The sequence below is a fragment of the Pseudomonas gingeri genome, from assembly GCF_013386115.1.
Classification (GTDB): domain Bacteria; phylum Pseudomonadota; class Gammaproteobacteria; order Pseudomonadales; family Pseudomonadaceae; genus Aquipseudomonas; species Aquipseudomonas gingeri.
This window is the reverse complement of sequence record NZ_JACAOR010000007.1, coordinates 754,706-765,908: the sequence shown is the minus strand read 5'-3', so window position 1 is coordinate 765,908 and position 11,203 is coordinate 754,706. Positions and strand designations below refer to the sequence as shown.

Sequence of the window (11,203 nt, the reverse complement as noted above, 5' to 3'; positions counted from 1 at the left end):
CCGTCACGGTCCAGCGGCAGCAACTGGGTACCGCCGGTGCCTTTGCCGCCGTCGAGCTTCTGGGAAAAGCTGCCGAGCACGTCGAGACCGAAGCCGACCGTGCCCTGGGTGAAGCCGGATTTCGCATCGAGGATGAAGTTCTGCGTCCATTCCTCGGCCTTGCCCTGGGGATAGGCCGGGTTGGTGTAGTTGCGATTGATGTAGAAATTACGCAGGTTCAGGTTGGCCTGGGCATCCTCCACGAAGCCATGTTCCTCGGCCATGGCCGGCAGGGTCGCACCGGCCATGACGAGGGCCAGCAGGGCGGGGGAGGGAAGCTTGCTCGTGTTCAGTGGCTTCATGGATCGGTCTCTCTAATTGTTAGGGATGAAGCAGGGCGCAGCCGCAACCAGGGGTTGCAGACAAAAGGCGTGGACAGGGAAACGGGCGGGTGCGATCAGCCGCTGAGGGCAGGGCGTCGAGGCATGGTGGATGAACCTGTTGTTATTGGTATGGGTCTGTGGGAAGGAATGTTGCGTTGGACCCACCGCCGGGTTCAATCGCGCTTTGGCGGTTCTGGGCGATTACCGAACGGAACAGCGCAGGCATGAAAAAACCCGCCGATGGCGGGTTTTTTGTGTCGCGTGAAAGGCTTCAGCCCTTCGGTGGTGTTTCGTCGATCGGGCGGGCCTGACCGGTCTGCTCGTTCCAGCCACCGCCGAGGGCCTTGTACAGGTTGACCTCGCTGGTGAGCTGCGACAGGCGATCGCTGATCAGCGATTGCTGGGCCGTGAACAGCTGGCGCTGGGCATCGAGGAACGTCAGGTTGCTGTCGACACCGATGCGGTAGCGACGCTCGGCCAGGCGGTAGTAGTCCTGGTTGGCGGCGACCAGGTCACGCTGGGCCTGCAACTGCTGGTTGAAGGTCTGGCGCGCGGCCAGGCCATCGGAGACTTCCTGGAAGCCGGTCTGGATCGCTTTCTCGTAGTTGGCGACGCTGATGTCCTTCTGGATCTTCGAGTAGTCCAGGCTGGCCCTCAGGCTGCCGGCGTTGAAGATCGGAATGCTGATCTTCGGCGCGAACAACCAGGTCCCCGAACCGCCCTTGAACAGGCCGCCCAGGTCCGGGCTCAAGGTCCCGGCGTTGGCGGTCAGGCTGATGCTCGGGAAGAACGCCGCGCGTGCGGCACCGATATTGGCATTGGCCGCCATCAACTGGTGCTCGGCACCGAGAATGTCCGGACGCCGTTGCAGCAGGTCCGACGGCAGGCCGGCGGGCATGTCGCTGAGCAGCTTGGCCGACAGCGGTTGAGCGGCCGGCAGGTTGGCCGGCAGGCCGGTGCCCAGCAGCAGCGTCAGGTTGTTCTGGTCTTCGGCGACCTGGCGGGTGAACTGCGCCAGCTTGACCCGTGCGCCTTCCACCGAGGTCCGCGACTGGCTCAGGTCCAGGGCAGACGCCACGCCGACTTCGTTGCTGCGCGAGGTCAGCTTGTAGCTTTCCTCGTAGGCCGCCAGGGTGTCCTGGGTCAGCTTGAGCAGTTCCTTGTCGGCCTGCCAGGTCAGGTAGGCGTTGGCGACGCTGGCCACCAGGCTGATCTGCGTGGTGCGGCGGGCTTCTTCGCTGGCGAAGTAAGTCTGCAGCGCCTGCTCGCTCAGGCTGCGGATCCGCCCGAACAGGTCCAGCTCATAGGAGCTGACCCCGAGGGTGGCCGAGTACTGGCTGCTGATCCCCGCCTTGCCGCTGGCCGAGGCGTCGGCCGGCAGGCGTTGGCGGCTGCCGCTGCCGTCGGCGCTGACCGCCGGGAACAGGTCTGCACGCTGGATCTGGTACTGGGCGCGGTAGGCTTCGATGTTCAGCGCCGCGACACGCAGGTCGCGGTTGTTTTCCAGCGCGACCTGGATCAGCTGTTGCAGGGCCGGGTCGCTGAAGAACTGGCGCCAGCCCTGTTCGGCTGCCGCGACATTCGCCGCCTGGGCCGGCGAGTAGGCCGGTCCTTGCGGGTACTGTGCCGCTACCGGCGCTTCCGGGCGCTGGTAGTCGGGAATCAACGAGCAACCGCTGAGCACGAAGGCTGCGACCGCTACGGAGAGAAGGGACTTGCTCATTGGCCAGCCTCGTTGCTTGGAGTTTCAGTAGTGTCTGGCTTCTTGTGCTGCTTCTCGCCGCCGATGGACGACACCGATACGAAGAACAGCGGCACCCAGAAGATCGCCAGGATCGTTGCGGTGATCATACCGCCAATTACGCCGGTACCGATGGCATGTTGGCTGCCCGAGCCGGCGCCGGTGGAAATCGCCAGCGGCACTACGCCGAGGATGAATGCCAGGGACGTCATGATGATCGGACGCAGACGCATGCGGCAAGCCTCGACGGCGGCCTCGACCAGGGTGCGGCCCTGTTCATGCAGTTCCTTGGCGAACTCCACGATCAGGATGGCGTTTTTCGCCGCCAGGCCGATGGTGGTCAACAGGCCCACCTGGAAGTACACGTCGTTGGACAGCCCGCGGAAGGTGGTTGCCAGCAGCGCACCGATAATCCCCAGCGGCACCACCAGTACCACCGCGATCGGAATCGACCAGCTTTCGTACAAGGCGGCCAGACACAGGAACACCATCAGCAGCGACAGGGCGAACAGCGCCGGCGCCTGGGAACCCGACTGCTTTTCCTCATACGACAGGCCGACCCAGGAAATCCCCACACCCGCCGGCAGTTTCTCGGCGAGGGCCTCGACTTCCGCCAGGGCCTGGCCGGTACTGTAGCCAGGCGCCGGGGCACCCAGTACTTCCACGGCGGAAACACCGTTGAAGCGCGACAGTTTCGGCGAACCGTAGACCCACTCGCCCTTGGCGAACGCGGAGAACGGCACCATGATCCCGGCGCTGTTGCGCACGTACCATTTCTGCAGGTCCTCAGGGCTCATCCGCGAACTCGGCTTGCCCTGCACGAACACCTTCTTCACCCGACCACGGTCGATGAAGTCGTTGACGTAGCTGCCGCCCAGCGCAATCGACAGGCTGCTGTTGATGTCCGCGAGCGATACGCCCAGGGCACTGGCGCGCTCGTCGTCGATGCTCAGCTGGTACTGCGGTTCATCGTTCAGGCCGTTCGGACGCACCTGGGTGAGCACCTTGCTCTGTGCCGCCATGCCGAGGAACTGGTTACGAGCGGCCATCAGCTTCTCGTGACCGATACCGGCCTGGTCCTGCAGGTAGACGTCGAAACCGATGGCGTTACCCAGTTCCAGTACCGCGGGCGGGGCGAAGGCAAACACCATCGCGTCGCGGAACGAGAAGAAGTGCTGTTGCGCACGGGCCGCCAGGGCGAACACGTTGTTGGCCGTGGAGCGTTCGTGCCATGGCTTGAGCATGATGAACGCCAGGCCCGAGCTCTGGCCGTTACCGGCGAAGTTGAAACCGTTCACGGTGAAGACCGAGTTGACGGTGTCGCCTTCCTGGTCCAACAGGTACGAACGCATCTCGTCGAGCACCACCTGGGTGCGCTCGGCGCTGGAGCCCGATGGCGTCTGGACCTGGGCGAACAGTACACCCTGGTCTTCTTCCGGCAGGAAGGAGGTGGGGATACGGGTGAACAGCCAGAGCATGCCGGCAAAGATGATCACGTAGACCAGCAGGTACGGCGCCTTGTGACGCAGGATGCTGCCCACAGTACGTTCGTAGCCGCGCACACTGCGGTCGAAGTTGCGGTTGAACCAGCCGAAGAAACCGCGCTTGGCGGTGCCGTGGTCACCCTTGGCAATCGGCTTGAGCATGGTGGCGCAGAGCGCCGGGGTGAAGATCAGGGCAACCATCACCGACAGGGCCATGGCCGAGACGATGGTGATCGAGAACTGCTTGTAGATCACCCCGGTCGAGCCGCCGAAGAACGCCATCGGCAGGAGTACCGCCGAGAGCACGAGGGCGATACCCACCAGTGCGCCCTGGATCTGCCCCATGGATTTCTTGGTGGCCTCCTTGGGTGACAGGCCTTCCTCGCTCATCACCCGCTCGACGTTTTCCACCACAACGATGGCATCGTCCACCAGCAAGCCGATGGCGAGCACCATGCCGAACATGGTCAGGGTGTTGATGCTGAAACCGGCCGCCGCGAGGATCCCGAAGGTCCCGAGCAATACCACCGGTACGGTCATGGTGGTGATGATGGTGGCGCGGAAGTTCTGCAGGAACAGGAACATCACCAGGAACACCAGCACGATCGCCTCGACCAGGGTTTCAACCACGCCCTTGATCGATTCGGTCACCACCGGCGTGGTGTCGTACGGGAACACGACTTCCATGCCAGGCGGGAAGAACGGCTGCAACTTGGCAATGGTCTGGCGCAGGGCCTTGGCGGTGTCCAGGGCGTTGGCACCGGCCGCGAGTTTCACCGCCAGGCCGGAGGCCGGCTTGCCGTTGTACTGGGCGTTGACGCTGTAGTTTTCGCCCCCGAGGCCGACATCGGCGACATCGCCCAGGCGTACTTGCGAGCCGTCCTGGTTGACCTTGAGCAGGATCGCCTTGAACTGCTCGGCGGTCTGCAGGCGGGTCTTGCCGATGATGGTGGCGTTCAACTGCTGGCCGGGCATGGCCGGCAGGCCACCCAGTTGCCCGGAGGACACCTGGACGTTCTGTGCGGCAATGGCGTTCTTCACGTCAACCGGGGTCAGCTTGAAGTTGTTCAGCTTGGCCGGGTCGAGCCAGATGCGCATCGCGTACTGGGCACCGAACACCTGGAAGTCACCGACACCCGGGGTCCGCGAGATCGGATCCTGCATGTTGGAGACGATGTAGTTCGCCAGGTCTTCCTTGACCATGCTGCCGTCGGTCGACACCACACCGATGACCAGCAGGAAGTTCTTCACCGACTTGGTCACGCGGATACCCTGTTGCTGCACTTCCTGTGGCAGCAGCGGGGTGGCCAGGTTCAGCTTGTTCTGCACCTGGACCTGGGCGGTATCGGGGCTGGTGCCCTGGTTGAAGGTCGCGGTGATGGTCATGCTGCCGTCGGAGTTACTCGACGACTCGATGTAGCGCAGGTTGTCGATACCGTTGAGCTGTTGCTCGATCACCTGGACCACGGTGTCCTGCACGGTCTGCGCCGAGGCGCCCGGGTAGGTCACGGCGATCGCGATGGCCGGTGGAGCAATGGCCGGGTACTGGTTGATCGGCAACTTGAGGATCGATAGAGCCCCGACCAACATGATCACCAGGGCGATAACCCAGGCGAAGATCGGACGGTCGATAAAAAATTTCGACATGGTTTACTCCCCTTTGCTGCCTGCGGCTTTTTCTGTGGCCGGGGCAGGTGCCGGGTTGGCTGCCTTCACGTTGGTGGCTTCGGTGGCCTTGACTTCAATGCCAGGACGCACGAACTGGAGACCTTCGGTGATCACGCGATCGCCGGCGTTCAGGCCGTCTTCGATCAGCCATTGGCTGCCGACGGTACGGGTGGCCTTGAGCTGGCGCAGCTCGACCTTGTTGTCGGGCCCGACGACCATCGCGGTCGGCACGCCCTTGAGGTCGCGGGTCACGCCCTGTTGCGGGGCGAGGATCGCCGCGCTCTTCACACCGGCCTGCAAGCGGGCGTGCACGAACATGCCGGGCAGCAGGGTGTGATCGGGGTTGGGGAACACTGCTCGCAGGGTCACGGAACCGGTGGTTTCATCCACGGTGACTTCCGAGAACTCCAGCTTGCCGTCCTGCTGGTACTGGCTGCCGTCTTCGAGGGTCAGCTTGACCGTCGCGGCGTTGTCGCCAGCCTTTTGCAGGCGACCGCTTTCCAGGTCGCGGCGCAGTTGCAGCAGCTCCGCGGTGGATTGCGTGACGTCGACGTAGATCGGGTCGAGTTGCGAGATCGTTGCCATGGCATCGGCCTGCCCGGAGCTGACCAGCGCGCCCTCGGTCACCGAAGAACGGCCGATACGTCCGGACAGCGGGGCATACACCTTGGTGTAGCGCACGTTGATCTGGGCGCTTTGCAGGGCCGCTTCCGATTGCAGGCGGTTGGCGACGGCGGTGTCGTATTCCTGGCGGCTGACGGCCTGCTCGTTGACCAACTGCTTGTAGCGGTCGGCGATCGACTTGGTCGATTGCAGGTTCGCCTCGGCACTCTTCAGGGTCGCTTCATAGACCGACGGATCGATCTGATAGAGCTGCTGGCCGGCTTTGACATCGCCGCCTTCCTTGAACAGGCGCTTGAGAATGATGCCGTTGACCTGGGGACGGACTTCCGCGATGCGATAGGCCGTGGTCCGGCCCGGAAGATCGGAGGTCAGGGTAAAGGTCTGGGGTTGCAGGGTGACGACGCCGACCTGAGGCGCGGGAGGGGCTGCCGGGGCGGCCTTTTCCTCTTTACATCCGCTGAGCAGCGATGCCAGGGCGACGGCGGTGACCAGAGCGGTAACAGCTGGCTTGAGTTGCATGAAGATCCTCGGGTCAGGCGCGCACGATGCGCACAAGAAAAGTGGAAGGGTATTAAAGGTGATCCGACTGGATAAATAGGTTGCTAATGAATATACTTACATTCATGGTTGTTTGTAAATACTTGCACTTTTCGTGAAAGTAGTGACAAAGCATTGAATTCATTTCGGGAAAAGGCACAAGAATCGCCGCCCGTCGTTAATCTCGGATCAAGCCCAGGGGCCATCCGAGGCCCCCTGATTGAGGTTGTACTGCCATGGTCCGTCGCACCAAAGAGGAAGCTCAGGAAACCCGGAGCCAGATACTCGAAGCTGCCGAAAAGGCGTTCTACGAGCGTGGTGTGGCGCGCACGACCCTGGCCGATATCGCGACCCTGGCGGGGGTGACACGGGGCGCCATCTACTGGCATTTCAGCAACAAGGCCGACCTGGTGCAGGCGATGCTCGACTCGCTGCGCGAGCCGCTGGATGACATGGCCAAGGCCAGTGAAGACCAGGATGAACTTGATCCGCTGGGCTGCATGCGCCAGCTGCTGGTGCATTACTTCCAGCAGGTGGCCCTTGATCCGAAAGTCCGACGCATCAATGAAATTCTGTTTCATAAGTGCGAGTTCACCGATGAAATGTGTGATTTGCGTCGCCAGAGACGTGCCGCCAGCCTGGACTGCAACGTGCACATCGAACTGGCCTTGCGTAATGCGGTGAGCCGAGGACAACTTCCCGAAAATCTCGATACGGCCCGCGCGGCCATCAGCATCCATGCCTGGATTGATGGCATTCTCTATCAGTGGTTGCTGGCACCCGACAGCTTCAACCTGGCTGACGATGCCGAACGCTGGGTCGATACAGGATTGGATATGCTGCTCCTGAGCCCCAGCCTGCGCAATTGAGTCAAAATGCGTAATTGAGTCTAGTTGTGTCAACATTTAACGCTAGTAACAAAAGCAGCGCGGTTACCGACAGCGGGCCACATTTATATACCTGTGGGCTGAAACTTGGTAGTTAGTGTGCTAAGTATTTTGTAGCAAATTTGTTGCGAGCGTGTGAATGAATGTATCGAACCTGCTGCACAAGAGCGCCGAGCAGCCACTCAAGGGCATTGCCCTGATCGGCGTGGCGGTACTGTTGTTCGCCAGCCATGATGCCCTGTCCAAGTACCTGTCGGGTTTTTACCCGATCGTGATGGTGGTCTGGGCCCGTTATGTGGTCCACACGCTGTTGATGCTGGTGGTCTTCGTGCCCCGCAGCGGTTTTTCGGCGGTGGTCCGCACCCGGCGGCCCGGCCTGCAGCTGCTGCGTGCCTTGTGCCTGATCGGCACCAGCCTGTTTTTCACCACCGGCTTGCGCTATATCCCGCTGGCGGAAGCCACCTCGGTCAACTTTCTCGCGCCCTTGCTGGTCACCGCCTTGTCGGTGCCGCTGCTGGGCGAGCGGGTGAGCCGAGGGCAATGGGCGGCGGTGATCGCCGGTTTTGTCGGGGTGCTGATCGTGGTGCGACCGGGCGGGGCCTTGTTCACCCCGGCGATCCTGCTGCCGTTGTGTTCGGCGCTGTGTTTCGGCTTCTATCAGTTGCTGACCCGGATGCTCAGTGGCGTCGACAGCCCGACCACCAGCAACTTCCTCACCGGCATCCTCAACAGCCTGATCATGAGTGCGTTGCTGCCGTTTTTCTGGAGCACCCCGACTCTGGTCCATGGCCTGTTCATGATCGGCCTGGGCACCTGCGGCATGCTCGGCCACATGTTCCTGACCCAGGCCTTCCGCCATGCCGCGCCGGCGATGCTGGCGCCGTTCAGCTACGGGCAGATCCTGTTCGCGGGCATGTACGGCTACCTGATTTTCGATCACACGCCGGACATGTTCGCCGTGGCCGGGATCGCGGTGATCTGCCTGAGCGGACTGGCGGTGGCCTGGGGGCAACGCAAGCGCGCGTGACCCCGGGCCGGCATTCAGCCATTGCGGTTTCGGCTGAGAAAGGTCGCCAGCGATGATTGCCAGCCGCCATTGCGGACCATCTGGAGCAGGCTTCTGCGCCAGATGTCCTGCAGGGTTTCGGATTTTTCCGCGCGCGGTGCCGAGGGGGACGTCGCAGGATTTTGCCCCGTGGCCTCCTGCTTCTGTTTTGCCAGGCGTTCCAAGGCCAGGGGGTTCAGAATCTCGCGGGATTTATGTTCGATGTAGCTTTGGTGCCTCTGATAAGTCTGGAAGTGTGGCGCAAGCGCCACCTCCGGGTCGCCTGTGGTGGAAAATCGGGTGACGACCTTTTCCAGAAAATCGAAGTCGCAGATATTGAAAGCACTGTAACCGGGATCAAGGAGATAACGCAGGAAGCCTTGGTCCAGAGCGCTGCCTTTTATGGCTTCGCCATTGAGAATACGTGCAGCCGTTGCAGCGTCCTTGTCGATAAAGCTGTAGCTCAACTGGTGTCCTTCAATATCGTATATGTCGCCACTGTTCAAACTTCCTAGCAGGGCACCATTCTTGAATTGACGGTAATCGGCCAACTCCCTCGCGAGGGAGGTGACGTATCTTGGCGCGGCGCCTTGTTCTTGAGCAAACTCATAGATGCGCGCCAGTAGATCTCTGTCGGCTTTGGTCAGGTAGTATTTTCCGCTCTTGGTGGTGTCCAGAACTGTTTCAAAGGGTGGGTTGAGTTCCCCGCCGTAGAGATGGGTGATCAGTAATGCCTCGCCGCTTAGGGAAATAGAGTTTGACGTGGTGGCTGGTACACTTTTCTCTGTAGTGGGTGGAGCTGGTGCCGCTTTCATTCGGGCGGAAGGGAAATTGTATGGATTTTCTGACTGGGTGATTTTCATGTTTTCAGTTCTCTGGGTATAGTAAAAATCCGTCAGCACCTATGTGCTGACGGAGAAACTTTGTCACTGGTAGCTGTATTCAAAAGTAATAGCGTCTTCCCCCAGCGCATGGGCGGGCTTTTCCAGGTCTTCCGAAATGTGGGTGATGTGGATCTTTGCGCCATGTCCAAATTTTTTTCCGTTAAAGCGATTGATGCTTCCGGTCGAGTTTGGATTAATGAATTGGCAGTCTGTTTCTACTTCTGTATTGGAGTAAGGCTCGAAATAACAAAGTCGGACCCTTTCATTTATTGCGTCTGGAAAAAACGTCGTGCTCCAGCGAATATTTTTCAGCTTCATCGTAACGTTTGTAGGGTGAGCGAAATCGGCGAGTAATATCCGATGTGTTGAAGTGCCTGTATTGATATAGCTGAACATGCTCGGCGGTTTTGCCGATTTGGTAATACTCGCGTCGGTGGCGAAAGTTGGGGTACTTGCCAAAAGCAAGGCGAGCGAAAGCAGCTTTTTCATGAGGGTATTCCTGGAAAAAGAGAGTGTTGTTTATGTTTTATGGGGCATGCCGGCTCCGGGTTTCCGTGGGCGGTCCCCGGGGCGCGTGGCTGTACTGAGGGAGGCCAGGACCCGGAAGGGAGCTGCAGGAGAGCGCTATCGGATCAGTCATCACGAAGTGCCTCCACCGGTTGCAGGCGAGAGGCTTTCAGCGCCGGATGCAGGCCAAAGAACAGCCCGGTCAACAGCGAACTGCCGATCCCGAGCAGCAACGCTTCGGGGGCCAGATGCAGGGACCAGCCGGCAAGATGACTGAAGATCAGCGCGACCAGGCTTCCCAGGACCGCTCCCAGCAGGGCACCGAGCAGCGACATGCACAGCGCCTCGCAGAGAAAGGCATCGCGGATATCCCGGGGGCGGGCACCGAGTGCCAGGCGCAGGCCGATTTCCCGTCGACGTTCGGCGAGGTTCATCAGCATCACGTTCATCACCCCGACGCCCGCCACCAGCAGGACAATGCCGCCGAGTCCGCCCAGCAGTCGGGAGAAGGTGGCGGCCTGGTGCTTCAGACCGTCGAGCAGTTGCTGCGGTATCCGCACCTCGACGTCCCGGCCCTGGAGCAGGGCCCGCAAATGGACCTTCAGTGCTTGCGCCATGGCGTGCGGGTCGGCATCCGGCGCGATCCTGATAATCAGGCCGTCGATTTTCGGCTCGGTAAACAAGCGTCGCAGACTGTGCACGGGGATCACGATCGAGTGATTGATATCCAGTGGCAGCAATGGGTTGTTGGGCTGGCGAGCCGCGATGCCGATGACATCGAACAGATAGCCTTCGACAGGCAATTGGTCACCCGGGCGCAGGGGATGGCCCTGTTCCGACAATTGTCGTGCGACCTCTGCGCCGACCACGGCAAAGGTTTCCCTGCGGTCGAATACGCTCAGGAAGCGACCGTCGCGCATCTGCAGGCCCAGGGCCGCCGCCAGATCGCTGGTGGTGCCGAGCAGGGCACTGTCGACCTCGATTGCAGAGCGGCGCAAACGCGTGGAATGCAGGCTGACGGGGGCAATATCGATCAGATGAGGCAGGGCGTTGCGCAAGGTGGCCGGATCGAACGTCGTGGTGGGTGTCCGGGAGGTCTTGCCGCTCGGCGGGAAGCTGACGACCAGCATGTCCGTCCCCATGGCCTGGAACGAACGCAAGGCTTCGGCTTGCGCACTGTTGCCGATGTTCAGCAGGGCGACGATCGAGCCGCTGCCGACCACCAGGCCCAACAGGCTCAGCCAGGTGCGTCGGCCGGCCAGCCACAGGTTGGCGATAGCCTCGGCGAGTACCTGGCGCGGGAGGGGGCCGTAATGTTCGAGATGGATCATGCCGCACTCCTCCTTTGGACCGATCACTGCGTAGCGCAGATGCCTCATAAGAGTCGGCCGTTGGAAGGGGGGCTAAATAGGAATGGTTTCCGCTTGTTGTGTGGGAATTTTCTATTGCAGGCAGCGAGTTGAG

9 protein-coding genes are annotated in these 11,203 nt (G+C 61.2%); 2 read left to right on the top strand and 7 right to left on the bottom strand.

What is annotated here, in order from left to right; all coding sequences use genetic code 11:
• The 4 genes from HX881_RS15975 to HX881_RS15960 form a co-directional block, all read right to left on the bottom strand.
• Positions 1-341: OprD family outer membrane porin (locus tag HX881_RS15975; protein WP_177085395.1), on the bottom strand; the 341-nt coding region annotated here is incomplete at its 3' end.
• A gap of 292 nt (positions 342-633) precedes the next feature.
• Complete coding sequence (gene adeC, locus HX881_RS15970) at positions 634-2,085, bottom strand: AdeC/AdeK/OprM family multidrug efflux complex outer membrane factor (RefSeq protein WP_103032624.1); 1,452 nt, start codon at positions 2,083-2,085, stop codon at positions 634-636.
• Positions 2,082-5,234 carry an efflux RND transporter permease subunit gene (locus HX881_RS15965; RefSeq protein ID WP_177085393.1) on the bottom strand — a complete coding sequence of 1,051 codons (3,153 nt, stop codon included), beginning with the start codon at positions 5,232-5,234 and terminating at the stop codon, positions 2,082-2,084. Before HX881_RS15965 ends, adeC begins: the two co-directional genes overlap by 4 nt.
• 3 nt (positions 5,235-5,237) lie before the next feature.
• Entirely contained in the window at positions 5,238-6,398 is a 1,161-nt protein-coding gene (locus tag HX881_RS15960) for an efflux RND transporter periplasmic adaptor subunit (protein WP_017127700.1), read from the bottom strand.
• A gap of 254 nt (positions 6,399-6,652) precedes the next feature.
• Between HX881_RS15960 and emhR the strand changes: the two genes are divergently transcribed.
• Both emhR and HX881_RS15950 read left to right on the top strand, forming a co-directional pair.
• Positions 6,653-7,285 carry an efflux system transcriptional repressor EmhR gene (gene emhR, locus HX881_RS15955; protein WP_017127701.1) on the top strand — a complete coding sequence of 211 codons (633 nt, stop codon included), beginning with the start codon at positions 6,653-6,655 and terminating at the stop codon, positions 7,283-7,285.
• A 157-nt stretch (positions 7,286-7,442) separates the two neighbouring features.
• Positions 7,443-8,330 carry a DMT family transporter gene (locus tag HX881_RS15950; RefSeq protein WP_017127702.1) on the top strand — a complete coding sequence of 296 codons (888 nt, stop codon included), beginning with the start codon at positions 7,443-7,445 and terminating at the stop codon, positions 8,328-8,330.
• 14 nt (positions 8,331-8,344) lie between these two features.
• Here the strand turns inward: HX881_RS15950 and HX881_RS15945 are convergent, their stop codons facing one another.
• The 3 genes from HX881_RS15945 to HX881_RS15935 all read right to left on the bottom strand — a co-directional run bounded on the left by HX881_RS15945 (position 8,345) and on the right by HX881_RS15935 (position 11,070).
• Positions 8,345-9,211, bottom strand: coding sequence for a hypothetical protein (locus HX881_RS15945; protein ID WP_177085391.1), 867 nt, complete (start codon positions 9,209-9,211; stop codon positions 8,345-8,347).
• A gap of 63 nt (positions 9,212-9,274) precedes the next feature.
• The gene (locus HX881_RS15940; protein ID WP_177085389.1) at positions 9,275-9,721 is read right to left on the bottom strand and encodes a hypothetical protein; all 447 of its coding nucleotides are present in this window, start codon (positions 9,719-9,721) and stop codon (positions 9,275-9,277) included.
• Positions 9,722-9,864: 143 nt separating this feature from the next.
• Positions 9,865-11,070 carry an ABC transporter permease gene (locus tag HX881_RS15935; RefSeq protein WP_177085387.1) on the bottom strand — a complete coding sequence of 402 codons (1,206 nt, stop codon included), beginning with the start codon at positions 11,068-11,070 and terminating at the stop codon, positions 9,865-9,867.
• Positions 11,071-11,203: the final 133 nt, after the last annotated feature.

Bases quoted from the DNA above. Each gene is read 5' to 3' on its own strand.
- adeC (WP_103032624.1), bottom strand. From the start codon at position 2,085: ATGAGCAAGTCCCTTCTCTCCGTAGCGGTCGCAGCCTTCGTGCTCAGC.
- HX881_RS15965 (WP_177085393.1), bottom strand. From the start codon at position 5,234: ATGTCGAAATTTTTTATCGACCGTCCGATCTTCGCCTGGGTTATCGCC.
- HX881_RS15960 (WP_017127700.1), bottom strand. From the start codon at position 6,398: ATGCAACTCAAGCCAGCTGTTACCGCTCTGGTCACCGCCGTCGCCCTG.
- emhR (WP_017127701.1), top strand. From the start codon at position 6,653: ATGGTCCGTCGCACCAAAGAGGAAGCTCAGGAAACCCGGAGCCAGATA.
- HX881_RS15950 (WP_017127702.1), top strand. From the start codon at position 7,443: ATGAATGTATCGAACCTGCTGCACAAGAGCGCCGAGCAGCCACTCAAG.
- HX881_RS15945 (WP_177085391.1), bottom strand. From the start codon at position 9,211: ATGAAAATCACCCAGTCAGAAAATCCATACAATTTCCCTTCCGCCCGA.
- HX881_RS15940 (WP_177085389.1), bottom strand. From the start codon at position 9,721: ATGAAAAAGCTGCTTTCGCTCGCCTTGCTTTTGGCAAGTACCCCAACT.
- HX881_RS15935 (WP_177085387.1), bottom strand. From the start codon at position 11,070: ATGATCCATCTCGAACATTACGGCCCCCTCCCGCGCCAGGTACTCGCC.